This is a genomic window from Streptomyces sp. Da 82-17 (assembly GCF_046098215.1).
In the GTDB taxonomy this organism is placed as follows: Bacteria; Actinomycetota; Actinomycetes; order Streptomycetales; family Streptomycetaceae; genus Streptomyces.
Genome location: NZ_JBJURH010000008.1, coordinates 132448 through 156429, shown reverse-complemented (window position 1 = coordinate 156429; position 23982 = coordinate 132448). Strand labels below are relative to the sequence as shown.

Sequence of the window (23982 nt, the reverse complement as noted above, 5' to 3'; positions counted from 1 at the left end):
GGCTCGCCAACGCACAGACCTAGCAAGGAGGTTGAGCGGTGGCCCCCACACGCAAGAGTGCCGCTTGGGAGTATTTCGGCGAGGAGTTGAAACGCCGCCGGGAGGACGCCGGACTGACCCAGTCCGAACTGGGACAGCAGGTGTTCGTCTCCGGCGGCTACATCGGCCAGTTCGAGCAGGCGTTCCGGAAGCCGCAGTTGGATGTGGCGACGCGGATCGACGAGGTGTTACGGACGGGCGGGTTCTTCGAGCGGATGTGGCACAAGCTGATCCGCGAGCGGCGGTTCGCTTCCTACTTCGAGGAAGTAGTTGAGCTGGAGCGGACGGCCACGAAGATCTGCGAGTTCGCACCGCTGGTGGTCCCCGGCCTGCTCCAGACTCCGGAGTACGCCCGCGCACTCACCCTGGAGTCCGACCCGTTCGCCACGGACGACTCCGTGAAGGACACGGTCGACGCGCGGATGGAGCGGGCGAAGATTCTCGCCGACGCCACGCGACCCGAATTCTGGGTCGTGCTGCGCGAGAACGTGCTGCGCACTCCCGTGGGCGGCCCGGCCGCCATGGCCGAGCAACTGGGCCACATCGCTGACCAGATCCGCGCGCGGAAGGCGCTCGTCATGGTCATCCCGTTCGCGAAGGGAGCGCACGCTTCCATGGGCGGGGACCTCAAGCTCATGGAGTTCGAGGACGCACCCCCGGTCGCGTACACGGAGACCTCGTTCGCCGGAACCCTGATCGACGAACCGACCGTGGTGAAGCGGGCACAGCGGGCATACGATCTGCTCAGGGTCGCCGCACTGACGCCGGAGGCGTCCCTCGACCTGATCGAATCGGCGGCGGAGGACCACAGACGATGCGCACGTACGACCTGAGCAACGCCCGCTGGGCCAAGAGCAGTTACAGCAACGGCGAGGGCGGCAACTGCGTCGAGGTCGCCCGCAACGTACCCGCCGTCGTACCCGTACGCGACAGCAAGCAGACGAGCGGCCCCGTACTGCTCTTCGGGGCCGAAAGCTGGACGCGCTTCCTCAAGGAGCTGGGTAACTCACACCCGTAAGCTGCTCCGAAGCCACCCAAAGCCGCTCCCCCGCAACGTCGTTGAGGGTCCACGGGGCTCGCCACGACTTCGTGGGGGCGCCGCGCCAGCCCTGGATGCGGGGGCCGGTGAAGGAGTCGGGGCGGACGCCGGGGGCCGTGGCCGCGTACAGCGTGGGCAGCGCGCCGGCCTCCGCGGGCTGGGCGACGACCCGGTTGGCGAGGCCGACCAGCCGCTCGACGGCGCGACGCCCCTCCAGTTGGGGACCGGCGGTCTGGAGATTCGTACTCGCGTAGCCCGGGTGTGCGGCGGCGGCCACGACACCGGAACCCCGGGCCGCGAGACGGCGGGCCAGCTCGTGCGTGAACAGCAGGTTGGCGGTCTTGGAGCGGCCGTACGCCACCCAACGGCGGTAGCGGCGCTCGCTGTTGAGGTCGCCGATGTCGATGTTGGCGAGGGCGTGCAGCCCGCTGGAGACGGTCACGACACGGGCGCCGTCCACGTTCTCGACACGGGGCAGCAGCAGGCCGGTGAGGGCGAAGTGCCCGAGGTGGTTCACGCCGAACTGCGTCTCGAAGCCGTCGGCGGTCTGCGCGTACGGCAGGGCCATGACGCCCGCGTTGTTGATCAGCAGGTCGATCCGCGCGGGCGCGTACGCGTCGGCGAACTCGCGCACGGACTTCAGGTCGCCGAGGTCGAGCGGCGCGAACTCCACGGCGGCGCCCGGGACTTCGGAGCCGAGCCGCTCCTCGGCCGCCCTCCCCCGCGCCTCACTGCGACAGGCCAGCACGACACGGGCGCCCCGCCGGGCCAACTCGCGGGCCGTGACGTACCCGATGCCGCTGTTGGCCCCGGTGACGACGGCCGTACGGCCGCTCTGGTCGGGAATGTCACGCACGTTCCAGCCGGCCGGCATGAAGGCGTCCTTCCGAAGGAGTCAGGACGTTCCAGCGTACGACGTCCGCCACGCCTGCCGACCGGGTGCGGAGCAGCCCATCACCCTCAAGATGAATAACCGAACGTGCAGGTTGCACTGCATTCCGTGACGGTCGTCACCGCTGAAATGCCTTGCCCGCCATCGTCCGGCTGGCAGAGGATCATGATCACCTGACCGACAAAAGGGGGAAGTCAAGTGAGTTTCAGCCGTAAGTTATCGGTGCTTTTCGCGGCGACAGTCGGAGTGGCAAGCCTTTCGCTCTCACCGACCGCCGGCGCGCAGACCAAGCATTCGGAACACCTTGCACAGTCCGTCGACGCCGCGGCGGACAAGTGCAAGCGCCAGAAGTACTCGAAGGTCGCCTACACGTTCTATCGCGGCCCCTCCAAGGTTCCGCTCCGTTGCGGCACCAAGACCTGGGGATACAAGCACATCGCCAACCACGGCAGGTGGAGCACGTCCTTCAAGAACAAGATCAATGACACCCTTTGGAAGGGTCACCAGGTAAGGCCGGGGGTGATCTACCGGTATCGGCCCGGCACCGGCTGCTCTCCGAAGCCGGTGAAGAACTTCAAGGTGGTGTACAACGCCGGGCCGCTCGGTGGGAAACCCGGCGGGTTGACGCCTCAGGGGATCATCACAGCCACCGTCGAATACACACCGCGCAGCGCGAAGGCAGCATGCTAGAAGGGTCCCCATGGCCACCGCAGAGCAAGTTCAGGAAGCGCTCGGAGCGAAACTCCAGGGAGTGCAGCACGAAGGGCCCGGAATTCCCATCGAGGTCCTGAAGCTGCACGTCGCCGCAGTCTCGCCCGCTCTGCTGCTCGATGTCGATGTGAAGGCGTCGGAAGAAGTCTGGCGCGTCTCCCTGACATATACGAGGCAGGAGGCGAGCCTCGTCAGCGGTGACCTCGCCGACGAAACGATCGACTATCTGGCCCTGCTCGCTCGAACTCACATCTTCGAGTGGTGGCACACGAAGGACACGGAAAGAGCCTCAAAGCGCATGGGCGTGAGGCTGAAATAGGTGCAGGGGCGGCGTCAGTCAGACGCCGCCCCTCTCGCCGGGAAAGCAGGCGACCCTGCAGCCGCCCCCGTCCGCAGGGCCGGAGCCCTGTGCGCGATCGGAGTCGCGGTGCCCGCCCGCCCCCGCGCGAGTAGCGTCGGTTCCATGAGCGCTACCGGAAAGAAGATCACCGAGAAGCTCTCCGCCGCCGCCCTCGCCGAGTCCACCGGGAAGGACTGGCTCGGCTGGTTCGCCGTGCTGGACCGGTGGGGCGCCGCCGGGCCGCCGGTGCGCAGCCACACCGAGATCGCCCGGCACCTGCGCGAGGAGCACGGCGTGAACGGCTGGCACGCGCAGTCGATCACCGTCGGGTACGAGCAGGAGCGCGGCCTGCGCGAGGTCGGCCAGTCCAGCACCGGCACGTGGGAGACGAGCGGCAGCAAGACCGTCGACGTGCCCGCCGAGCGGATCACCGAGGCCTTCGTCGATCCGTCCGTGCGCCGCCGCTGGCTCCCCGACGCCGACCTCACGATCCGTACGCACCGGCCCGGCAAGTCCCTCACCGCCGACTGGGACGACGGGTCGAGCCGGATCTCCGTGTACCTGACGGTCAAGGGCCCGGCGAAGACGCTCGTCGGCGTCGGCCACCACAAGCTGGACGACGCCGACGCGGTCGCGGCGTACAAGGAGTTCTGGCGTGAGCGGCTCGCGGCCCTCAAGGCGCTGCTCGAAGCCTGACGAGGTCCGGACGACGTCCGGACGAGGGCTGTCGGCCCCTGGCCGGAATCCGTCCCCGGAGCTCGTACACAGGCGCGCAACAGCCTGGTCGTATTTCCCCTGCATGGTTGATCGTTGGGCCGAGCGAACGCTCCACGGCAACCGAGGGGGAACGCATGCACCGCCATCGCCCGACCATCAGCCGACGGCACGTCCTCGCCGCCACCGCCACCAGCGCCGCCGCCGGCCTCCTCTCCGCGTGCGGGTCCAACACCGGCCGCGGCGACAGCGGCAGCGGCGGCGGGCCCGCCCTCTCGCACTGGTACCACCAGTACGGCGAACCCGGCACCGAACAGGCCGTCCGCCGGTACGCGAAGGCGTACGGCGAGGCCGACGTGACCGTGCAGTGGCGGCCCGGCGACTACGACCGGCAGACCGCCGCCGCGCTCCTCACCGACTCCGGGCCCGACGTCTTCGAGTCCCCCGGCCCCAACCTGGACCAGATCCGCGGCAAGCAGGTCCTCGACCTGACCGAGCTGATCGAGGACGTCAAGGACGACTACAACCCGGCTGTACTGGCCCCGAAGACCCACGAGGGCCGGATCTACGGCATCCCGCAGGTCGTCGACATGCAGCTGCTCTACTACCGGAAGAGCCTGCTCGCGGACGCGAACGTCGAGCCGCCCCGTACGCTCGACCAACTCGTGGACGCCGCAGCCGAGTTGACCACCCGCGACGTGAAGGGCCTGTTCCTCGGCAACGACGCCGGCGTGGGCGCGCTCGGCGGAACCCCCTTGCAGGCGGCCGGACTTGAGCTCGTCACCGACGGCGGCGACGTCGGCTTCGACGACCCCGCAGCCGCCCGCGCCCTCGGCAAGATCCGGCAGCTGTACGCCGACAAGTCACTGCTGCTCGGCGCGCCCTCCGACTGGTCCGACCCGGCCGCGTTCGTGCAGGGCCTGACCGCCATGCAGTGGTCGGGCCTGTGGGCGCTGCCCGCCGTGCAGAAGGCCCTCGGCGACGACTTCGGCGTCCTGCCGTTCCCGAAGGACGGCGCGGGCGAGCCGTCCGTGCCGGTCGGGGCGTACGGCGCGGCCGTCAGCGCGAAGGCCCGCGACAAGGACGCGGCGAAGGCGTACGTGAAGTGGCTCTGGGTCGAACAGGCCAAGTATCAGGAGGACTTCGCGCTGTCGTACGGCTTCCACATCCCGGCGCGGCTGTCGCTCGCGAAGAAGGCCGACAAGCTGAAGCAGGGCGCGGCGGCCGACGCGGTGCGCTTCGCCACGGAGAGCGGGTTCGCCGCCCAGCCGCTGCTGTGGACGCCGCGCAGCCAGACCGTGTACCAGGACGCCCTGAGCCGCATCGTCAAGGACGGCGCCGACCCGGACAAGGAGCTGAGGTCGGTGGTGCGGAAGGTGCGGGCCGAGCTCGACCGGGTCAAGGCCAAGTGAGCGCACGGGCAAGGCTGTCGGGGAGGCGGCACCACACCCTGTGGTTCTGGCTGTTCGTCGGACCGTTCGCGCTCGGCCTGGGTGTCTTCACGTACATCCCGCTGCTGTGGAGCGTCTACCTCAGCTTCTTCGACGCGCACAACACCGTCACGCCCGACCCGGCGCGGGACTTCGTGGGGCTCGGGAACTACGCGGAGATGTTGTCGGACGGCGCGTTCACCGACAGCCTGCTCACCTTCCTGGTGTTCTCGCTGTTCATCGTGCCCGCGACGTTCGCCCTCTCGCTCGCGCTCGCGCTGATGGTGAACCGGCTGCGGCGCGCCCAGGCGTTCTTCCGCTCGGTCTTCTTCCTTCCGGCGGCGTGCAGTTACGTCGTGGCCGCCCTCATCTGGAAGCTGTCCATCTTCAACGGCGTCCGCTTCGGCCTCGCCAACACGCTCCTCGGCTACGTGGACGCCGACTCGATCGCCTGGCTGTCGACGACGGACCCGCCCTGGTACTGGCTGGCGATCGTCACCGTACGGCTGTGGCTGCAGGCCGGCTTCTTCATGATCCTCTTCCTGGCCGGACTGCAGCGCATCAACCCGCAGTTGTACGAGGCGGCCGCGGTGGACGGCGCCAGGCCCGGCTGGCAGGTGTTCCGGCACATCACGTTCCCGCAGTTGCGCGCCACGTCCGTCGCGGTCGCGCTGCTCCTCGTCATCAACGCCTTCCAGGCCTTCGACGAGTTCTACAACCTGCTCTCCGACTCCCGCGGCTACCCGCCGTACGCCCGCCCGCCGCTCGTGTACCTCTACTACACGGCACTCGGCCAGGGGCAGAACCTCGGCATGGGCAGCGCCGGGGCGGTGCTCCTCGCCGTCCTCATCGCGGTGGTCACGATCGGCCAGGCCCGCTGGTTCGGCCTCGGCAGGAAGGACGCGTGATGCGCGCCGACGCCTCCGTACGCGTGGGCCGCGCCCTGCGCCTCACCCTCCTGATCGCCCTGGCGGTGCTGTTCCTGATCCCGTTCTATCTGCTCGTACGCAACGGGCTCGCCTCCGAGCAGGAGATCACCTCGCCCGACTGGACGTTCTTCCCCGCCGAGCTGCGCTGGTCCAACGTCACGGAGCTGTTCGCCGACCCGAGCGTGCCGTTCGCCCGCTCGCTGCTCAACTCCGCGCTGATCGCCGTCGCGACGACCCTCGGCACGCTGCTCCTCGCCTCGCTCGCCGGGTACGGCCTCGCCCGCATCCCGTACCGGCACGCGAACAAGGTGTTCTACGCGATCCTCGGCACCCTGATGGTCCCGGCGGCCGTCACGTTCGTGCCGAGCTTCGTGCTCGTGTCCACCCTCGGGTGGGTCTCGACGCTGCGCGGGCTCATCGTCCCGACGCTCTTCTCGGCCTTCGCGTGCTTCGTGTTCCGGCAGTACTTCCTGGGTTTTCCACGGGAGTTGGAGGACGCGGCGCGGGTGGACGGGCTCGGCCACTGGCGTACGTACTGGCGCATCGTCGTGCCCAACACGCGGCCGGTGTTCGCGGCGGTCGGCACCATCGTGTTCATCGGCGCCTGGAACTCCTTCCTGTGGCCGCTCGTCATCGGGCAGGACCAGGAGGCGTGGACGGTGCAGGTGGCGCTGTCGTCGTTCACCAACGCCCAAGTGGTGCGGCTGAACCAGCTGTTCGTGGCTGCGGCGGTGTCGATCGTGCCGCTGCTCGTGGCGTTCCTGGTGTTCCAGCGGTGGATCGTGGCGGGCGTGGAGCGGACGGGGATCAGCGAGTGAGGGGTCATCTCCGCGGTCATCCCCGCGCCCCCTCTTGTCCATGTACCGTCAACCCCAGAAGCTTAGGTTCCGGAAGCGCGCGACCCTGTGGCCGCACCTCGGCGGCACGGGGCGGACTTCACCCACCCGGAGTGAACTGTGGAACGTCGCACCTTCCTGCGCGGAGCGGTCATCGGCACCTCGGCCGCCGCCTTCGGCGGCACCCTCATGCGCGGCGCCGCCTACGCGGCCCCGGCCCAGAACGGCCCCGGCCCGTACGGAGCGCTCGGCTCGGCCGACGCCAACGGCATCCAGCTGCCCAGCGGCTTCACCAGCAGAGTCGTCGCCCGGTCCGGGCAGACCGTCGCCGGCACCTCGTACACCTGGCACAACGCCCCCGACGGCGGCGCCTGCTTCGCCGACGGCACCGGCTGGATCTACGTCTCCAACTCGGAGGTCAGCACCGGGGGCGGCGCGGGCGCCGTCAAGTTCGACTCCACGGGCCGCATCACCGGCGCCCACCGCATCCTGTCCAACACCCGCAACAACTGCGCGGGCGGCGCGACCCCGTGGAACACCTGGCTGTCCTGCGAGGAGGTCAGCCGCGGCTACGTCTACGAGACCGACCCGTGGGGCGCCAAGGCCGCCGTACGCCGCCCGGCGATGGGGCTGTTCAAGCACGAGGCCGCCGCGGCCGACCCGGTCCGCAAGGTCGTCTACCTCACCGAGGACGAGTCGGACGGCTGCTTCTACCGGTTCGTGCCGACCACCTGGGGCGACCTCTCCTCCGGCACTCTCCAGGTCCTGACCGCCGGCAGCGGCACGTCCGGCACCTTCGGCTGGGCGAACGTCCCCGACCCCGACGGCTCCCCCACCTACACCCGGGACCAGGTCTCCGGCGCGAAGATCTTCAACGGCGGCGAGGGCTGCCACTACGCCGGTGACAACGTCTGGTTCACCACCAAGGGCGACAACCGCGTCTGGCAGCTCAACCTGACGGCGGGCACGTACGAACTCGCCTACGACGACAGCCTCGTCACCAACGGCTCGGCCCCGCTGACCGGCGTCGACAACGTCACCGGGTCCTCCTCCGGCGACCTCTTCATCGCGGAGGACGGCGGCAACATGGAGATCTGCATCATCACGCCCGACGACGTGGTGGCGCCGTTCCTGCGCATCAACGGCCAGTCGAGCTCGGAGATCTGCGGCCCGGCGTTCTCCCCCGACGGCAAGCGGTTCTACTTCTCGTCCCAGCGCGGCACGACGGGGTCGTCGTCGGGCGGAATCACCTACGAGGTAACGGGCCCGTTCCGCGCGTAACCCCTCCCAGGGGGACGTGCCCCGACAGGGGCGCGGGGAACTGCGCGAGCGACCACGACGGTGGGACAGCCGAAGAACAACCCCGAAGCCGTCCGCTGAGGACTCAGGGCAGGAAAAGCGATGAGGGGCGCCCCCGCACATGGGCGCCCCTCATCCTCGCAAACCGGGACCGGAATCGGATCGGTTGAGGGTCGGGTGACACGACCCCGGTCCCGGGGTTCGGGCGGGGCCCGGAAGGGCCCCGGACTCAGCGGCTGTCGCTGCCCTTCGACTCGGCCGCCGCGCGACCCGCCTCCAGCCGCGCCACCGGAATCCGGAACGGCGAGCAGGAGACGTAGTCGAGGCCGACCTCGTGGAAGAAGTGCACGGACTCCGGGTCACCGCCGTGCTCACCGCAGACGCCGAGCTTCAGGTCGGGCCGCGTCTCCCGCCCGGCCTTGACCGCGTTGCGGACGAGCGAGCCGACGCCGTCCTTGTCGATGGTCTCGAACGGCGAGACACCGAAGATGCCCTTCTCCAGGTAGGCCGTGAAGAACGAGGCCTCCACGTCGTCCCGGGAGAAGCCCCACACCGTCTGCGTGAGGTCGTTCGTGCCGAAGGAGAAGAACTCCGCGGCCTCGGCGATCTGCCCGGCGGTGAGCGCGGCGCGCGGCAGCTCGATCATCGTGCCGAGCGCCAGCTTCAGCTCGACGCCGGTCTGCTCCTGCACCTCCGCGATGACCTTCTCGGCGTCCTCGCGGACGATCTCCAGCTCCTGGACGGTGCCGACGAGCGGAATCATGATCTCGGCGCGCGGGTCGCCCTTGGCGTTCTTCCGCTCGGCCGCGGCCTCGGCGATGGCCCGTACCTGCATGGTGAACAGGCCCGGGATGACGAGGCCGAGACGGACACCGCGCAGACCCAGCATCGGGTTCTGCTCGTGCAGGCGGTGCACGGCCTGGAGGAGCCGCAGGTCGTTCTCGTTCGGGTCCTTGCGGGACTCGGCGAGCGCGACGCGCACCGACAGCTCGGTGATGTCGGGCAGGAACTCGTGCAGCGGCGGGTCGAGGAGGCGGACGGTGACGGGCAGTCCGTCCATCGCCTCGAACAGCTCGACGAAGTCCTTCTTCTGCAGCGGAAGCAGGTCCTTGAGGGCGGCCTCCCGCTCGTCCTCGGTGTCGGCGAGGATCAGCTTCTCGACCATCTCGCGGCGCTCGCCGAGGAACATGTGCTCCGTACGGCAGAGGCCGATGCCCTGGGCGCCGAAGCGGCGGGCGCGCAGCGCGTCCTCGGCGTTGTCGGCGTTGGCGCGGACCCGCAGGCGGCGCTTGCCGTCGGCGAAGGACATGATGCGGTGGACGGCGGCGACCAGCTCGTCGGCCTCGTCGGCGCCGGCGTGCATCCGGCCCTCGAAGTACTCGACGACCGGGGACGGCACGACGGGCACCTCACCGAGGTACACCTTGCCGGTGGAGCCGTCGATGGAGACGACGTCGCCCTCCTCGACGACGGTGTCGCCGACGGTCATCCGGCGCCGCTTGGTGTCGACCTCCAGGTCCTCGGCGCCGCAGACACAGGTCTTGCCCATGCCGCGGGCGACGACGGCCGCGTGCGAGGTCTTGCCGCCGCGCGAGGTCAGGATGCCCTCGGCGGCGATCATGCCGTCCAGGTCGTCCGGGTTGGTCTCACGGCGGATCAGGATGACCTTCTCGCCGGACCGCGACCACTTGACGGCCGTGTACGAGTCGAAGACGGCCTTGCCGACCGCGGCGCCCGGCGAGGCGGCGATGCCGCGGCCGATCTTCTCGACCTTGGCGTTCTCGTCGAAGCGCGGGAACATCAGCTGCGCGAGCTGCGCGCCGTTGACGCGCTGCAGCGCCTCGGCCTCGTCGATCAGGCCCTGGTCGACGAGCTGGGTCGCGATCCGGAAGGCGGCACCGGCAGTGCGCTTGCCGACGCGGGTCTGCAGCATCCACAGCTGGCCGCGCTCGATGGTGAACTCGATGTCACAGAGGTCCTTGTAGTGCGTCTCAAGGGTCTCCATGATCTGCATGAGCTCGTCGTACGACTTCTTGTCGATCTGCTCGAGCTCCGCGAGCGGCACGGTGTTGCGGATGCCCGCGACGACGTCCTCGCCCTGCGCGTTCTGCAGGTAGTCGCCGTACACGCCCTGGTGGCCGGAGGCCGGGTCACGCGTGAAGGCGACGCCGGTGCCCGAGTCGGGGCCGAGGTTGCCGAAGACCATCGAGCAGACGTTGACGGCCGTGCCGAGGTCGCCGGGGATGCGCTCCTGGCGGCGGTACAGCTTCGCGCGGTCCGTGTTCCACGAGTTGAAGACCGCCTCGATGGCGAGGTCCATCTGCTCGCGCGGGTCCTGCGGGAAGTCCCGCCCGGCCTCGGTCTTGACGATCTTCTTGAACTTGGTGACGAGCTTCTTGAGGTCGGCCGCCTCCAGGTCCGTGTCGACGGTGACCTTCTTGGCGGACTTCGCGGCCTCCAGCGCGTCCTCGAACAGGTCGCCGTCGACGCCGAGCACGGTCTTGCCGAACATCTGGATCAGCCGGCGGTACGAGTCCCACGCGAAGCGGTCGTCGCCGGCCTGCTTGGCGAGGCCCTGCACGGACTTGTCGGAGAGCCCGATGTTGAGGACGGTGTCCATCATTCCGGGCATGGAGAACTTGGCGCCGGAACGCACGGAGACGAGGAGCGGGTCCTTGCCGTCGCCGAGCTTCTTGCCCATCTTCTGCTCGAGCGCGTCGAGGTGGGCGGTCACCTCGTCCCGGAGCGCGGCCGGCTCCTCACCGTTGGCGAGGTACTCCTTGCAGGCTTCGGTGGTGATCGTGAACCCGGGGGGCACGGGGAGACCGAGGTTGGTCATCTCGGCCAGGTTGGCACCCTTGCCACCGAGCAGGTCCTTGAGGTCCCTGTTGCCCTCGGTGAAGTCGTAAACGAACTTCTGGCGGTCTACGTGATCCGACACGGGCCTGTCTCCTCGGTGCGGCTGCCCTGACGGCGAGGAACATACCCAGATCGAAGGCATCTGGGTACGTCCACTCAGAGGTCATACGGCCGCAACCACCCGTCCGCCAGCAGATCAAAAGTAATGACCAGGTCATGTGGTCGACGGAGCGGAGTTCACGCCCCGAAGTGGACTACCCCGGTAGATCCCGATTTGGCGCTCAGATGAGCGGGGTTAAACCTCATTTGCGTTCAACTCTTGAACTCAAAACGCTTGGCACTGAGTGCCAGCGTTTGAGGCGTGCAAACGAGCAAGATCCGCTCATCTGAGCGTGACCCCGATCAGGGGTGGCGAGAATCACGCCGTCCACGGGGCCGGATTTCCACGATCCGGACGGGATGCGGACGGGATCCGGGCGGGATCCGGGCGGCGGGGCACCCCGAAAGGAGCGCGGAGAACTGCGCGACCGGCCACGACGACGGGACGGCCGAACGAACAGGCGGAAGGGGCCGACGGAAAGCTCGTCCGGCGCCTGAGGGCGAGGCCGGAGGCCGAAAAAGGGAAGCGGGGCCCGGGGCGGCAGCCCCGAAGGGACCGAGCCCCGAACGCCCCGCACCGGACGACGACGGAAGGACGCCTCAGCCCCCGGACGTGTCCAGCTCCGCGTCCTCACTCACGCCCGCGCAGTCGTACGGATCCTTGAGCCAGCCGTCCGGGAGGACCACCCGGTTGTTCCCCGACGTACGCCCCCGGGGGCCGTCCGCGCCGGTGGGCCACTCCTGGTCGAGGTCCAGCTCGTCGAGCCCCGCGCGCAGTTCGGCCAGGGACGAGGTGATCGCCAGGCGCTTGCGCATCTCGGAGCCGACCGCGAAGCCCTTCAGGTACCAGGCGACGTGCTTGCGGAAGTCGATGACACCGCGTGCTTCGTCACCGATCCACTCGCCCAATAGCGTCGCGTGCCGCACCATCGCGTCCGCGACCACCCGCAGCGTGGGCCGCGCCCGCTCCTCGCGCCCCTCGAACGCCGCGACCAGGTCGGCGAACAGCCACGGCCGGCCGAGGCAGCCGCGGCCCACGACCACGCCGTCGCACCCCGTCTCGCGGACCATGCGCAGGGCGTCGTCCGCCGACCAGATGTCGCCGTTGCCGAGGACGGGGATCTCCGGGACGTGCTCCTTGAGGCGGGCGATGGCGTCCCAGTCCGCCGTGCCGCCGTAGTGCTGGGCGGCCGTTCTGCCGTGCAGGGCGATGGCCGTCACGCCCTCCTCCACGGCTATGCGGCCCGCGTCCAGGTACGTGATGTGGTCGTCGTCGATGCCCTTGCGCATCTTCATCGTGACCGGGAGGTCACCGGCGCCGGTGACGGCCTCGCGCAGGATGGCGCGCAGCAGCGGCCGCTTGAAGGGCAGGGCCGAGCCGCCGCCCTTGCGGGTGACCTTCGGGACGGGGCAACCGAAGTTGAGGTCGATGTGGTCGGCGAGGTCCTCTTCCGCGATCATGCGGACGGCCTTGCCGACGGTGACGGGGTCGACGCCGTACAGCTGGATGGAGCGGGGCTTCTCCGACGCGTCGAAGTGGATCAGCTGCATGGTCTTCTCGTTGCGCTCGACCAGCGCGCGCGTCGTGATCATCTCGCTCACGAACAGGCCCTTGCCGCCGCTGAATTCACGGCAGAGGGTGCGGAACGGCGCGTTCGTGATACCCGCCATGGGGGCGAGCACCACCGGCGGCTGCACGGTGTGCGGTCCGATGGCGAGGGCGGTGGCGGGCTTCGGCGAGGTGCCCTGGGCGAGCGAGGTCATGCCCCCCATTGTCGCGTACCGCGAGCCGGTCCAGGTGCCCCTGTGGATACTCGTTAGTTAGCCGTACTAGTGGACGTAGCATGGATCTCATGCCCGAGCCGACCCACCGCCGAAGGCTGCTGATCCTCGCGATCTGCTGCATGAGCCTGCTGATCGTCAGCCTGGACAACACCGTCCTGAACGTCGCCCTGCCCTCGATGCGCGCGGATCTGCGCGCGGACGTCGCGGGCATGCAGTGGACCATCGACGCGTACACGCTGGTCCTCGCCTCGCTGCTGATGCTCGCCGGGTCCACCGCCGACCGCATCGGGCGCCGCAAGGTGTTCAAGGCGGGGCTCGTGCTCTTCACGCTCGGCTCGGTGCTCTGCTCGCTCGCGCCGAACCTGGAGTCGCTGGTCGCGTTCCGGATGGTGCAGGCCGTGGGCGGTTCGATGCTCAACCCGGTGGCGATGTCGATCATCACCAACACCTTCACGGAACCGCGCGAGCGGGCCCGCGCGATCGGCGTCTGGGGCGGTGTCGTCGGCATCTCGATGGCGGCCGGGCCACTGGTCGGCGGGCTGCTCGTGGACTCGGTCGGCTGGCGATCGATCTTCTGGGTCAACCTCCCGGTCGGCCTCGCCGCGCTCCTCCTCACCGTCCGGTACGTGCCGGAGTCCCGCGCCCCGAGGCCCCGCCGCCCCGACCCGGTCGGCCAGCTCCTGGTGGTGCTGCTGCTCGGCTCGCTGACGTACGCGATCATCGAGGCGCCCGCCGCCGGCTGGAGCTCGCCCGGGACGCTGCTGCTCGCGGGGCTTGCGGCGCTGGCCCTGGCCGGGCTGCTGCGGTACGAGCCGCGGCGTGCCGAACCCCTCATCGACCTGCGGTTCTTCCGCAGTGCGCCGTTCAGCGGGGCCACCGTGATCGCGGTCAGCGCGTTCGCCGCTCTCTCCGGGTTCCTGTTCCTGTCCACGCTGTACCTGCAGGACGTACGCGGGCTCGACGCGCTGCACGCCGGGCTGTGGATGCTGCCCATGGCGGCCCTGACGTTCCTGTGCGCGCCGCTGTCCGGGCGGCTCGTCGGCAGTCGCGGGCCGCGGTTGCCGCTGCTCGTGGCCGGGGTGGCGATGAGCGCGAGCGGGGTGCTGTTCGCCGCGTTCGACGCGGAGGCGGACAACGTGACGCTGGTGCTCGGCTATGTGCTGTTCGGGCTCGGCTTCGGCTTCGTCAACGCGCCCATCACCAACACCGCCGTCGCCGGGATGCCGCGTGCCCAGGCCGGGGTCGCGGCGGCCGTGGCCTCCACCAGCCGGCAGATCGGCGGCACCCTCGGCGTCGCGGTGATCGGCGCGGTGCTCGCCTCGGGCCTCGCGTCCGGGCTCGCCGGGGCGCCCGCGGACGGGGACTTCGTGGCGGCGAGCCGCCCCGCCTGGTGGATCATCACGGGCTGCGGCCTCTGCGTGCTCGTCGTGGGCGCGCTGACCAGTGGCGGCTGGGCCCGCTCCACCGCACTGCGCACGGCGCGGCGCCTGGAGCACACCGAGGAGCAGCCGGAACCCGCCGCGCGCTGAGCCGCGCGCTGAAGGGAGCAGCGAGGACAGTTCAGCCCTCGACCAGTGCGCGGAGCTTCTCCAGGCGGGCCCGCGACTCCTCGTCGACCGGTACGTACGTCACCAGGCGCGGTCCCTGGGACGGGCCGAGCCAGAGGCTGGTGTGGCTCAGATTGAGCTGCCCCACGCGGGAGTTGAGGAAGCGCTTGGTCTTGTCGGTGGTGGCGACCACGTCGTGCCGCTCCCAGATCTCGCGGAACTCGGCGGACGTGGTCTGCAGCCGCTTGAGCAGCGTCTTCCAGGCGGGCTCGGCGAGGTGCCCGGCCATGGCGGCGCGGAACTTGCCGGCCATGAGGCGGATCGTCTCGTCCCGGTCGCCGAGCGAGGCCCGCCACTCGTCGTGGGTGAACGACAGCCACAGGCAGTTGCGGTCCTCGGGCGGCAGCGCGTCCAGGTCGCAGAGCAGCCGCCCGTACGTGCGGTTGTAGGCGAGGATGTCGTACCTGCTGTTCTGGACGCAGGCGGGCACCGGCTCCAGCTGGTCGAGCAGGGCGCGCAGGGCCGGGGTGACCGAGGGGCAGGGTGTGCCGGGCGCCGGGTCGGTGGCCCCGGCGAGGGCGAACAGGTGGGCGCGCTCGCCGGTGTCGAGGAGGAGGGCGCGGGAGAGGGCGTCGAGGACCTGCGGGGAGACCTGGATGGGGCGGGCCTGCTCCAGCCACGTGTACCAGGTCACGCCGACCGCCGAGCGGTGGGCGACCTCCTCGCGGCGCAGCCCGGGCGTGCGTCGTCGGGCGCCGCGCGGCAGGCCGACCTGCTCGGGTGTGATGCGCTCGCGGCGGCTGCGCAGGAACGCGGCGAGCTCGTGCCGCCGCACGTCGCCGGCAGCGGCGTCCGCGTCTCTGGTATCGGCCGTTCGTTCCTGCACCATCGTCGCCATGCCCCCAAGGCTGCCGAAGGGGCGTACCCCTTGCCAGGTAGTGCTTGTACCAGGATAAAGACACTCTGGTACCAGGCTGCGGGGAGCGGGATCGTCGACGACGTGAGTGAAACGACCGTACGCGCCACCGCAGCCGACCCGACCGCCGTCCCCTCCGTCCGCAGTGTTCAACACGGCGCGGTGCTCGGGCCGTTGGGCCTGTTCACCGTGTTGCTCGGGGCGGCGCTGCCGCTCGTCGACTTCTTCATCGTCAACGTCGCGCTGCCCACCATCGACCACGATCTGGCCGCCGGGCCCGCGCTCCTCGAACTGATCGTCGCGGGGTACGGGGTCGCGTACGCCGTGCTGCTCGTCCTCGGCGGCCGGCTCGGGGACACCGCGGGGCGGCGCCGGCTCTTCCTCATCGGCATGGCGGCCTTCGGCGTGACCTCGCTGGTCTGCGGCCTCGCCCCCGGCGCGTGGACGCTGGTCGCGGCGCGGGTGGCACAGGGTGCCGCGGCCGCGCTGATGCTCCCGCAGGTGCTCGCCACGATCCAGGCGACGACGCGGGGCGCGCGCCGGGCCCGCGCGATGGGCCTGTACGGGGCGACGGCCGGCCTGTCGATGGTCGCCGGGCAGGTGCTCGGCGGCGTCCTGGTCGCCGCGGACGTGGCCGGGACCGGCTGGCGCTCGATCTTCCTGGTGAACGTGCCGGTGGTGCTGCTCGGCCTGGTCCTGGCCGTGCGGTACGTGCCGGAGAGCCGCAGCGAGCGGCCCGCGCCGGTGGACGTGCCGGGCACGCTGCTGCTCGCCGTGGCCCTGGTGACGCTGCTCGCGCCGCTCACCGAGGGCCGGGCGGCGGGCTGGCCGCTGTGGACGTGGCTGTCGCTCGCCGCGTTCCCGCTCGCGTCCGGCGCGTTCTATGCCGTGGAGCGGCGCGCGGACCGGGCCGGGCGCACCCCGCTGGTGCCGCCGAGTCTGCTCCGACTGCCCAGTCTGCGGCGGGGGTTGGCGCTGATCCTGCCGTTCTCGGTCGGCTTCGGCGGCTTCATGTTCGTGATCGCGGTGGCGCTGCAGCAGGGCCTGCGGATGGGCCCGGTGGCGGCCGGTCTGGCCCTCGCGCCGATGGCCGTGGTGTTCTTCTTCGGCTCGCTCGCGGGCCCGCGCCTGACCCGGCGGTACGGCAGCCGGATCGTCACGGTCGGCGGGGTGCTGCAGGGGCTGGGGATCACGCTGCTCGCGGTGACGGTGTGGCGGGGCTGGCCGGACACGGGCGTCCTGGCGCTGGCGCCTTCGGTGGCGCTCGCCGGGCTCGGGCAGGCGTTCCAACTCCCGGTCCTGCTGCGGATCGTGCTGTCCGACGTGCCGGCCGAGCGGGCCGGTGTGGGCAGCGGGGTGATGGTGACGACCCAGCAGACCGCGCTCACCCTGGGCGTGGCCACGCTCGGCACGCTGTTCCTCGCGCTCGTGCCGGGGCTCGGCATGCGGGACGCGCTGCTGGTCACGCTCGTCGCCCAGCTGGGCACGATCGTCCTGACGGCCCTGCTGAGCCTGCGGCTGCCGCGCCGGGTGAACTGACCGCGCAGACGGTCGTGTTGAGACGCCGAGGCCCGCAACTCCCAAAGGAGTCACGGGCCTCGGCTCACTCGGTGGTGCGCCTGCTACTTGCTCTGCGCCCGCTCGCGCATCTTGCGCAGCAGGTCCTGCTTCCGCTCGGCAGCGGTCCTGCGGTCGGCGGCGCTGTCGGCGGCCGCGCCCTGGGCGTCCGTGCGGGACAGCTTCTTGCGCTGTCCGCCCACGCCGAGGAGGTTGTTGCGGCTCTTGGCCATGCGTACTCCCGTTCACGGTGAAGGTCTGGTCGTGTGCCGTCGCGGAGGGCGGGATCGCGTCCCGCGCGCTCTCACTCGTAGATCGGAAGGTGGAAGTACATGCCCGCGAACATAGCCGGGTGCGGCCCGCCCGCGCACCTGATTTCCGCGGGTACGGTCACCCCATGGCACACACCCGTACGGAGGCCGAGCTGCGCGCGGCCGTGACCGAGGAGTGGCTCGACCGCACGGCGGACCGGCTCGCCGAGGTCGCACAGCGGCCGGGCGGGGACGGCTCGGCGTCGCTGCGCCGCTGGCTGGCCGAGCTGTTCACCGCCGAACGCCGCAAGGCCGCCGACGACCCCGAGCTGTACGCGGCGTACGCCGAGCTGGCCGCCGAGTGCGACCCCTCGGTCGAGCGGCATGCCGAGCGGCTCGTCGGGCAGCTCGCCGGGATCGTCGAACGGGGCGCGCGCTCGGGCGAGTTCGCGACCGGCGACCCGGCGGTCACGGCCCGCGCGGTGTTCGACGCGACGGCCGTGTTCCACGACCCGCGGCACGCGCACCTGTGGACCCGCGAGGGTGTGGACGAGCGGTTCGGCGAGGTCTGCGCGCTGCTCCTGCGGGGGCTTCGGCAGGGTTGAGCTCGGTCGTACGGAACGTGCGGGTCGACCTGGGCTCGGTACCGGGGCTGCGCCCCAGGGCCCCGCTTCCATCGGCCTTCGGCCTCGTCCTCAAACGCCGGACGGGCTGGATTGTCGGCCTCCGGCCTCGTCCTCAAACGCCGGACGGGCTGAATTTCACGGGCCGACCGTCGCCTGATGCGCCTCCGCCAGATGTTCCTCCGCCTTCAGCCACGGCAGGAACTGGGCCCGGCGGTTCCAGTCGCAGGTCTCGCAGACCAGGGTGCGCTGCACGCCGGACTTGCGGACGCGGACGGTGTGTTCGCGGCCGTGCTGGTCCCAGCGGCTGACCTTGCTGGACTGCATGGCTCGCTCGGGCTGCGTGGACGGCATCGGTGCCTCCTGGCACTCGCGTACGGGGGCCGGTCTGCGTGCGCCGCCCAGTCTGCAACAGGAGCAACATCAACAGGCTTGCGTTGCAGGGTCGTTGTACGGCGGGCGCCCCCGCGTACGCGAAAGGCGCCGGGCCCGTACGCGGACGGGCCCGGCGCCTTCAGCGAGGCGTCGCGGGAGCTCAGCAGCCGATCAGGCGGGCCGCGAGGTAGCTCTCGATCTGGTCGAGGGAGACGCGCTCCTGCTTCATGGTGTCGCGCTCGCGCACGGTCACCGCGTTGTCGTCGAGGGTGTCGAAGTCGACGGTGACGCAGAACGGCGTGCCGATCTCGTCCTGGCGGCGGTAGCGCTTGCCGATCGCGCCGGCGTCGTCGAACTCGATGTTCCAGTGCTGGCGCAGCGCGGACGCCAGGCCCTTGGCCTTCGGCGACAGCTCCGGGTTGCGGGACAGCGGCAGGACGGCGACCTTGACCGGCGACAGGCGCGGGTCAAGGCGCATCACGACGCGCTTCTCCAGCTTGCCCTTGGCGTTGGGCGCCTCGTCCTCGGCGTACGCGTCGAGCATGAACGCCAGCATGGCGCGGCCGACGCCCGCCGCGGGCTCGATGACGTACGGAGTCCAGCGCTCGCCGGCCTCCTGGTCGAAGTACGAGAGGTCCTTGCCGGAGGCCTGCGCGTGCGCCGACAGGTCGTAGTCGGTGCGGTTGGCGACACCCTCCAGCTCGCCCCACTCGGAGCCGCCGAAGGAGAAGCGGTACTCGATGTCGGCGGTGCGCTTGGAGTAGTGGGAGAGCTTCTCCGCCGGGTGCTCGTACCAGCGCATGTTCTCCTCACGGAGACCCAGGCCCGTGTACCAGTTCCAGCGCTGCTCCATCCAGTACTCCTGCCACTTCTCGTCCTCGCCCGGCTTGACGAAGAACTCCATCTCCATCTGCTCGAACTCGCGGGTGCGGAAGATGAAGTTGCCGGGCGTGATCTCGTTGCGGAAGGACTTGCCCATCTGCGCGATGCCGAACGGCGGCTTGCGGCGCGAGGTCTGCTGGACCTGGGCGAAGTTGGTGAAGATGCCCTGCGCGGTCTCGGGGCGCAGGTACGCGACCGAGCCGGAGTCCTGGGTCGGGCCGAGGTGCGTGGAGAGCAGGCCGGAGAACTGCTTGGGCTCGGTGAACTGGCCCTTGTTGCCGCAGTTCGGGCAGTTGACCTCGGCGAGCGACTCGGGCAGGCGGCCGTGCTTGGCCTCGAACGCCTCCTCCAGGTGGTCGGCGCGGAAGCGCTTGTGGCAGGAGGTGCACTCGGTGAGCGGGTCGGTGAAGGTGGCGACGTGGCCGGAGGCCTGCCAGACCTCGGACGCCAGGATCACCGACGAGTCGATACCGACGACATCCTCACGGGACGTGACCATGTAGCGCCACCACTGGCGCTTGAGGTTCTCCTTGAGCTCGACGCCCAGCGGTCCGTAGTCCCAGGCGGCACGCTGACCGCCGTAGATCTCACTGCAGGGGTAGACGAAGCCACGGCGCTTGCTGAGGCTGACGATGGTGTCGATCTTGTCGGCGGCCACGGTGCTCTCTTCAGTACGAATGGACGGCAGCGAATTGATTCAGGTTACCGGCGTGGCCCGGCCCCTGACCAAATCGGTCCCTCTCTGTACCTGCTATGCACCAGCCTGACCTTTGTTGACAATCGTTTCCATCTTTGATGAAAATGAGTGTCATGAACGTACGACGCTCCCGCTCCCGCTCCCGAATAGGCACCACCGCCGTCGCCGGAGCCGCCGCCCTCGGCCTGCTGGCCCTCTCCGCCTGCGGCAACTCGAACGCCGCCGACGGCAAGGACGGCGAAGGGCTGAACGTCGTCGCGTCGTTCTACCCGATGCAGTTCCTCGCCGAGGAGATCGGCGGGAAGCACGTCGACGTGAACACCCTCACCCAGCCCGGCGTCGAGCCGCACGAGCTGGAGCTCAAGCCCCGCCAGATCGCCGAGCTCGGCGAGGCCGACCTGCTGCTGTACCTCGGCGGCATGCAGCCCGCCGTGGACGAGGCGGTCGAGCAGTCCGGCGTGAAGAACAAGGTCGACGCCGCGTCGCTCACCGACCTCGACCTGCACTCCGCGGACGACGGCCACGACCACGGCGGCCACGAGGAGCACGCCGAGGAGGGCCACGAGGAGGCCGGGCACGAGGAGCACGGCGGCGAGCACGCCGAGGAGGGCCACGAGGGCGAGGCCACCGACCCGCACTTCTGGCTCGACCCGTCGAAGTACGCCGAGGCCGCGAAGGGCGTCGGCAAGTCCCTGGAGAAGGCCGACCCGGACCACGCCGCGGACTACAAGAAGAACACCGACGCCCTGGTGAAGAAGCTCGAAGGCCTCGACAAGGACTTCGAGGACGGCCTGAAGAGCACCGAGACGAAGACCTTCATCACCGCGCACACCGCCTTCGGCTACCTCGCCGAGCGGTACGGCCTGCACCAGGAGGGCGTCACCGGCCTCGACCCGAAGGCCGAGCCGAGCCCCGCGCGCATGAAGGAACTGCAGCAGGTCGCCAAGGACGAGAAGGTCTCCACGATCTTCTTCGAGACCCTCGCCAGCGACAAGACCGCGAAGACCCTCGCCGGGGACGCCGGCCTGAAGACGGACGTCCTGGACCCGCTGGAGGGAATCACGGACAAGTCCAAGGGCGCTGACTACATCGAGGTCATGCGCGCCAACCTGACCGCCCTGAAGAAGGCGCTCGGCGCGAAGTGACCTCGCGCACGGCAGCGGCGACGGCGGCAGAGGCTGAGACGGAGACGGACATGCACCAACAGGACCAGGAACCCGGGGATCGCGAGACCGTGATCTCCCTCGAGGGAGCCAGGGCGACCCTCGGTTCACGCCCCGTCCTGCGCGGTGTCGACCTCACCGTGCGCCGCGGCGAAGTCGTCGCCCTGCTCGGCGCCAACGGCTCCGGCAAGTCCACCGCCGTCCGCGCCGTCGTCGGTCAAGTCCCGCTCAGCGGCGGCTCGTTGGAGCTGTTCGGCACCGAGCTGAAGCGCTTCCGCAAGTGGTCCCGGATCGGGTACGTGCCGCAGCGCACCACCGCCGCGTCCGGCGTCCCGGCGACGGTCCGCGAGGTCGTCTCGTCGGGCCGTCTCGCCCGTACGAAGCTGGGCCTGCCCGGCCGCGGGGACAAGGCGGCCGTCACGCGCGCCCTGGAACTCGTCGGCATGGCGGACCGGATCAAGGACTCCGTGAACGCCCTCTCCGGCGGGCAGCAGCAGCGCGTCCTGATCGCCCGCGCCCTGGCCGCCGAGCCCGAACTGCTGATCATGGACGAGCCGATGGCCGGGGTCGACCTGGCCAACCAGGAGGTGCTCGCCGCCGCCCTGCGCGAACAGGTCGCCGCCGGCGTCACCGTGCTGCTCGTCCTGCACGAACTCGGCCCCCTGGAGCCGCTGATCGACCGTGCCGTGGTGCTCCGCGACGGCTGCGTGCTGCACGACGGCCCGCCCCCGAAGGCCGTCGGCCAGCACGCCCTGCCCGGCCACGACCACGTACACCCGCACGCGGCCGACGCCGCGGAGCCGATCCGGACGGGGCTGCTGACCTGATGCTGGAGATCCTCGAATTCGACTTCATGCGGCGGGCGTTGATCGCCGCGACGCTGGTCGGCATCACCGCGCCCGCGATCGGCACGTATCTGGTGCAGCGCCGCCAGGCGATCATGGGCGACGGCATCGGGCATGTCGCGATGACCGGTGTCGCCCTCGGCTTCCTGATGAACACCAGCCCGGTGTGGATGGCCACGCTCGTCGCGATCCTCGGCGCCGTCGGCATGGAGATGGTCCGCTCCCGCGGCCGCACCAGCGGTGACGTGGCCCTCGCGATGCTGTTCTACGGCGGCATGGCCGGCGGCGTCATGATCGTCAACCTGTCGCCGGGCAACTCGACGGCCAGCTTCAACACGTACCTCTTCGGCTCGATCACCACGGTCGCGCCGGAGGACGTCACGGCGATCTGCGTCCTCGCGGCGTTCGTCGTCGCGATCACGATCGGGCTGCGGCGGCAGCTGTTCGCGGTCTGCCAGGACGAGGAGTTCGCCCGCGTCACCGGGCTTCCGGTGCGGCTGCTCAACCTGCTGATCGCGGTCACGGCCGCGGTGACGGTGACCGTCGCCATGCGGATCGTCGGCCTGCTCCTGGTCAGCGCGATGATGGCGATCCCGGTCGCGGCGGCCCAGCGGGTCACGCGCGGCTTCGTCACGACGCTCGCGCTCGCCATGACCATCGGCGTCACGGTCTCCCTGACCGGCACGGCCGCGACGTACTACGTGGACGCGCCGTCCGGCGCCGCGATCGTGCTGCTCGCCGTCGCCGTGTTCCTCGTCCTGGCGCTGCTCGCGGCGCCGCTCGCGCGCAGGCGGGCGCGGCGGACCGCGGCGGCGGAGGCCGCGGAGGCCGGGGCGCAGGGCTCGGCGGGCGGTCCGGACGGCTTCGACGGTTTGGAATGCGAGCTTCCGCCGGCTCGGCGGACAGAGGAGAACGCCAAGGCCTGAGCCGCGCACGTAGGGCGTCCACGTAAGGCATGCCTTACGTGCCGGGCCAACCTGGCACAATGGCCCGGCAGCGACGTGAGGAGGTCCCAGTGACAGCGCCCGTACGCGGCCGGTCGACCCGGCAGCGAGCCGCCGTGGCGGCTGCCCTGGACGAGGTGGACGAGTTCCGCAGCGCCCAGGAGCTCCACGACATGCTCAAGCACAAGGGCGACTCGGTCGGCCTGACCACGGTGTACCGCACCCTGCAGTCCCTCGCCGACGCCGGCGAGGTCGACGTGCTCCGCACCGGCGACGGCGAATCCGTCTACCGCCGCTGCTCGACCGGCGAACACCACCATCACCTGGTCTGCCGCGTCTGCGGCAAGGCGGTCGAGGTGGAGGGGCCGGCGGTCGAGAAGTGGGCGGAGTCCATCGCGGCTGAGCACGGGTATGTGAACGTGGCTCACACGGTGGAGATCTTCGGCACATGCGCGGAGTGCGCGGCGGCGGGCAAGTAGTTTCCCCGCCCCGCCTCCGGGGCTCCGCCCCGGACCCCTGGCCCGTCCCGCGTCTGCGGCGCCGTCGTGCCCGCTCGCGCAGTTCCCCGCGCCCCTTTCGAGGCACGTGCCGGTGCGGGTCGGACGTGCCTCGGCCCAGGGCTTTGCTCCCCGCCCCGCCCCTTCCCGAAATCCGGCGGAGCTGTTCGTCCGGCTGTCCCGCCGTCGTGCCCGCTCGCGCAGTTCCCCGCGCCCCTGTCGGGGCCAAATCCAGCCCGTCCGGCGTTTGAGGACGAGCCCGGAGGGCGATCGGGGGCGAGGGGCGGAGCCCCATGCGGGGGCCGGGGAGGCAGGACCCGGGGCTGTCCGCCCAGGACTTTCGGGAAGGGGCGGGGTGGGGAAAGCTCAACGGTCGTAGCAGGTGTACGTGCCGTTCTCGTTGCGGGCGACCGTGTCGTGGGACCAGCACGGGAGCATCGGGGCGAGGGCGTACACCCGCCAGACCGCGCCCGCCAGCAGGCAGAGCCCGAGAACCACGGCCGTGCGCGGGAGGCGGCGGGCGCACAGCAGCACCCCCGCCAGCCCGCACAGCACCGCGACCGCCACCGCGAAGACCGCGATCGGCGCGACGTTGTCCCGCAGCCCGGGGAACGACTCCATCTCGACCGTGAACCCCAGGCTGAACACCGTCAGGAACAGGCCGAGGACGAGCAGCAGCACCCCGGCGCAGCCCGCGAGGGGCGAGCGCCGGG

At 70.4% G+C, this 23982-nt stretch carries 24 protein-coding genes; 16 read left to right on the top strand and 8 right to left on the bottom strand.

What is annotated here, in order from left to right:
- Positions 1-38: 38 nt before the first annotated feature.
- Positions 39-872, top strand: a complete 834-nt coding sequence (locus tag ACIDOF_RS16215; protein ID WP_409006573.1) for a Scr1 family TA system antitoxin-like transcriptional regulator — start codon at positions 39-41, stop codon at positions 870-872.
- Entirely contained in the window at positions 854-1057 is a 204-nt protein-coding gene (locus tag ACIDOF_RS16210; RefSeq protein ID WP_409006572.1) for a DUF397 domain-containing protein, read from the top strand. Before ACIDOF_RS16215 ends, ACIDOF_RS16210 begins: the two co-directional genes overlap by 19 nt.
- Here ACIDOF_RS16210 and ACIDOF_RS16205 read toward each other — a convergent pair.
- Complete coding sequence (locus tag ACIDOF_RS16205; protein ID WP_409006571.1) at positions 1029-1952, bottom strand: oxidoreductase; 924 nt, start codon at positions 1950-1952, stop codon at positions 1029-1031. The two genes, ACIDOF_RS16210 and ACIDOF_RS16205, sit on opposite strands and share 29 nt — an antisense overlap.
- A gap of 216 nt (positions 1953-2168) precedes the next feature.
- On the opposite strand from ACIDOF_RS16205, the gene ACIDOF_RS16200 reads away from it, so the two are divergent.
- From ACIDOF_RS16200 to ACIDOF_RS16170, 7 genes are all read left to right on the top strand, one after another.
- Positions 2169-2660 carry a hypothetical protein gene (locus tag ACIDOF_RS16200; RefSeq protein ID WP_409006570.1) on the top strand — a complete coding sequence of 164 codons (492 nt, stop codon included), beginning with the start codon at positions 2169-2171 and terminating at the stop codon, positions 2658-2660.
- A 10-nt stretch (positions 2661-2670) separates the two neighbouring features.
- Entirely contained in the window at positions 2671-3000 is a 330-nt protein-coding gene (locus ACIDOF_RS16195) for a hypothetical protein (RefSeq protein WP_409006569.1), read from the top strand.
- Positions 3001-3144: 144 nt separating this feature from the next.
- Positions 3145-3717, top strand: coding sequence for a hypothetical protein (locus ACIDOF_RS16190; protein WP_409006568.1), 573 nt, complete (start codon positions 3145-3147; stop codon positions 3715-3717).
- Between the two features lie 155 nt (positions 3718-3872).
- A complete protein-coding gene (locus ACIDOF_RS16185; RefSeq protein ID WP_409006567.1) occupies positions 3873-5147 on the top strand; it encodes an ABC transporter substrate-binding protein in 1275 nt (424 codons plus the stop codon).
- A complete protein-coding gene (locus ACIDOF_RS16180) occupies positions 5144-6073 on the top strand; it encodes a carbohydrate ABC transporter permease (RefSeq protein ID WP_409006566.1) in 930 nt (309 codons plus the stop codon). The genes ACIDOF_RS16185 and ACIDOF_RS16180 overlap by 4 nt, the downstream gene beginning before the upstream one ends.
- On the top strand, positions 6073-6912 hold the full coding sequence (locus ACIDOF_RS16175) for a carbohydrate ABC transporter permease (RefSeq protein ID WP_409006565.1): 840 nt from the start codon (positions 6073-6075) through the stop codon (positions 6910-6912). The genes ACIDOF_RS16180 and ACIDOF_RS16175 overlap by 1 nt, the downstream gene beginning before the upstream one ends.
- 138 nt (positions 6913-7050) lie before the next feature.
- On the top strand, positions 7051-8211 hold the full coding sequence (locus ACIDOF_RS16170; protein ID WP_409006564.1) for an alkaline phosphatase PhoX: 1161 nt from the start codon (positions 7051-7053) through the stop codon (positions 8209-8211).
- Positions 8212-8458: 247 nt separating this feature from the next.
- Here the strand turns inward: ACIDOF_RS16170 and ppdK are convergent, their stop codons facing one another.
- A complete protein-coding gene (gene ppdK, locus ACIDOF_RS16165) occupies positions 8459-11230 on the bottom strand; it encodes a pyruvate, phosphate dikinase (protein ID WP_409006563.1) in 2772 nt (923 codons plus the stop codon).
- 557 nt (positions 11231-11787) lie between these two features.
- Positions 11788-12951 carry a tRNA dihydrouridine synthase DusB gene (gene dusB, locus ACIDOF_RS16160; protein ID WP_409006562.1) on the bottom strand — a complete coding sequence of 388 codons (1164 nt, stop codon included), beginning with the start codon at positions 12949-12951 and terminating at the stop codon, positions 11788-11790.
- A gap of 89 nt (positions 12952-13040) precedes the next feature.
- On the opposite strand from dusB, the gene ACIDOF_RS16155 reads away from it, so the two are divergent.
- A complete protein-coding gene (locus tag ACIDOF_RS16155) occupies positions 13041-14501 on the top strand; it encodes an MFS transporter (RefSeq protein ID WP_409006561.1) in 1461 nt (486 codons plus the stop codon).
- Between the two features lie 31 nt (positions 14502-14532).
- Here ACIDOF_RS16155 and ACIDOF_RS16150 read toward each other — a convergent pair whose 3' ends face one another.
- On the bottom strand, positions 14533-15417 hold the full coding sequence (locus tag ACIDOF_RS16150; protein ID WP_409006560.1) for a helix-turn-helix transcriptional regulator: 885 nt from the start codon (positions 15415-15417) through the stop codon (positions 14533-14535).
- 102 nt (positions 15418-15519) lie between these two features.
- Here ACIDOF_RS16150 and ACIDOF_RS16145 point away from each other — a divergent pair, with 102 nt between their 5' ends.
- Positions 15520-16974, top strand: a complete 1455-nt coding sequence (locus ACIDOF_RS16145) for an MFS transporter (RefSeq protein WP_409006559.1) — start codon at positions 15520-15522, stop codon at positions 16972-16974.
- 83 nt (positions 16975-17057) lie between these two features.
- On the opposite strand, the gene ACIDOF_RS16140 is transcribed toward ACIDOF_RS16145, so the two are convergent.
- Positions 17058-17225 (bottom strand): DUF6243 family protein, encoded by a 168-nt coding sequence (locus tag ACIDOF_RS16140; protein ID WP_409006558.1) that lies wholly within the window; start codon positions 17223-17225, stop codon positions 17058-17060.
- Between the two features lie 164 nt (positions 17226-17389).
- Here ACIDOF_RS16140 and ACIDOF_RS16135 point away from each other — a divergent pair, with 164 nt between their 5' ends.
- Positions 17390-17848, top strand: coding sequence for a TetR/AcrR family transcriptional regulator (locus ACIDOF_RS16135; protein WP_409006557.1), 459 nt, complete (start codon positions 17390-17392; stop codon positions 17846-17848).
- Positions 17849-18004: 156 nt separating this feature from the next.
- On the opposite strand, the gene ACIDOF_RS16130 is transcribed toward ACIDOF_RS16135, so the two are convergent.
- Both ACIDOF_RS16130 and ACIDOF_RS16125 read right to left on the bottom strand, forming a co-directional pair.
- Positions 18005-18220 (bottom strand): hypothetical protein, encoded by a 216-nt coding sequence (locus ACIDOF_RS16130; RefSeq protein WP_409006556.1) that lies wholly within the window; start codon positions 18218-18220, stop codon positions 18005-18007.
- 181 nt (positions 18221-18401) lie between these two features.
- Positions 18402-19781 (bottom strand): glycine--tRNA ligase, encoded by a 1380-nt coding sequence (locus ACIDOF_RS16125; protein ID WP_409006555.1) that lies wholly within the window; start codon positions 19779-19781, stop codon positions 18402-18404.
- Positions 19782-19933: 152 nt separating this feature from the next.
- Between ACIDOF_RS16125 and ACIDOF_RS16120 the strand changes: the two genes are divergently transcribed.
- From ACIDOF_RS16120 to ACIDOF_RS16105, 4 genes are all read left to right on the top strand, one after another.
- Positions 19934-20965, top strand: a complete 1032-nt coding sequence (locus ACIDOF_RS16120; protein ID WP_409006554.1) for a metal ABC transporter substrate-binding protein — start codon at positions 19934-19936, stop codon at positions 20963-20965.
- A 50-nt stretch (positions 20966-21015) separates the two neighbouring features.
- Positions 21016-21810 (top strand): metal ABC transporter ATP-binding protein, encoded by a 795-nt coding sequence (locus ACIDOF_RS16115; RefSeq protein WP_409006553.1) that lies wholly within the window; start codon positions 21016-21018, stop codon positions 21808-21810.
- Positions 21810-22754, top strand: coding sequence for a metal ABC transporter permease (locus ACIDOF_RS16110; RefSeq protein WP_409006552.1), 945 nt, complete (start codon positions 21810-21812; stop codon positions 22752-22754). Before ACIDOF_RS16115 ends, ACIDOF_RS16110 begins: the two co-directional genes overlap by 1 nt.
- A gap of 89 nt (positions 22755-22843) precedes the next feature.
- Positions 22844-23251, top strand: coding sequence for a Fur family transcriptional regulator (locus tag ACIDOF_RS16105; RefSeq protein WP_409006551.1), 408 nt, complete (start codon positions 22844-22846; stop codon positions 23249-23251).
- Between the two features lie 384 nt (positions 23252-23635).
- Here ACIDOF_RS16105 and ACIDOF_RS16100 read toward each other — a convergent pair whose 3' ends face one another.
- Positions 23636-23950 (bottom strand): hypothetical protein, encoded by a 315-nt coding sequence (locus ACIDOF_RS16100; RefSeq protein ID WP_409006550.1) that lies wholly within the window; start codon positions 23948-23950, stop codon positions 23636-23638.
- Positions 23951-23982 lie beyond the last annotated feature (32 nt).

Excerpts from the sequence above, each read along its gene's own strand:
- ACIDOF_RS16130 (WP_409006556.1), bottom strand. The coding sequence starts at position 18,220 with ATGCCGTCCACGCAGCCCGAGCGAGCCATGCAGTCCAGCAAGGTCAGC.
- ACIDOF_RS16150 (WP_409006560.1), bottom strand. The coding sequence starts at position 15,417 with ATGGCGACGATGGTGCAGGAACGAACGGCCGATACCAGAGACGCGGAC.
- ACIDOF_RS16110 (WP_409006552.1), top strand. The coding sequence starts at position 21,810 with ATGCTGGAGATCCTCGAATTCGACTTCATGCGGCGGGCGTTGATCGCC.
- ACIDOF_RS16155 (WP_409006561.1), top strand. The coding sequence starts at position 13,041 with ATGCCCGAGCCGACCCACCGCCGAAGGCTGCTGATCCTCGCGATCTGC.
- ACIDOF_RS16115 (WP_409006553.1), top strand. The coding sequence starts at position 21,016 with ATGCACCAACAGGACCAGGAACCCGGGGATCGCGAGACCGTGATCTCC.
- ACIDOF_RS16205 (WP_409006571.1), bottom strand. The coding sequence starts at position 1,952 with ATGCCGGCCGGCTGGAACGTGCGTGACATTCCCGACCAGAGCGGCCGT.
- ACIDOF_RS16190 (WP_409006568.1), top strand. The coding sequence starts at position 3,145 with ATGAGCGCTACCGGAAAGAAGATCACCGAGAAGCTCTCCGCCGCCGCC.
- ACIDOF_RS16135 (WP_409006557.1), top strand. The coding sequence starts at position 17,390 with ATGGCACACACCCGTACGGAGGCCGAGCTGCGCGCGGCCGTGACCGAG.
- ACIDOF_RS16175 (WP_409006565.1), top strand. The coding sequence starts at position 6,073 with ATGCGCGCCGACGCCTCCGTACGCGTGGGCCGCGCCCTGCGCCTCACC.
- ACIDOF_RS16185 (WP_409006567.1), top strand. The coding sequence starts at position 3,873 with ATGCACCGCCATCGCCCGACCATCAGCCGACGGCACGTCCTCGCCGCC.
- ppdK (WP_409006563.1), bottom strand. The coding sequence starts at position 11,230 with ATGCCTTCGATCTGGGTATGTTCCTCGCCGTCAGGGCAGCCGCACCGA.
- ACIDOF_RS16140 (WP_409006558.1), bottom strand. The coding sequence starts at position 17,225 with ATGGCCAAGAGCCGCAACAACCTCCTCGGCGTGGGCGGACAGCGCAAG.
- dusB (WP_409006562.1), bottom strand. The coding sequence starts at position 12,951 with ATGACCTCGCTCGCCCAGGGCACCTCGCCGAAGCCCGCCACCGCCCTC.
- ACIDOF_RS16210 (WP_409006572.1), top strand. The coding sequence starts at position 854 with ATGCGCACGTACGACCTGAGCAACGCCCGCTGGGCCAAGAGCAGTTAC.
- ACIDOF_RS16120 (WP_409006554.1), top strand. The coding sequence starts at position 19,934 with ATGAACGTACGACGCTCCCGCTCCCGCTCCCGAATAGGCACCACCGCC.
- ACIDOF_RS16195 (WP_409006569.1), top strand. The coding sequence starts at position 2,671 with ATGGCCACCGCAGAGCAAGTTCAGGAAGCGCTCGGAGCGAAACTCCAG.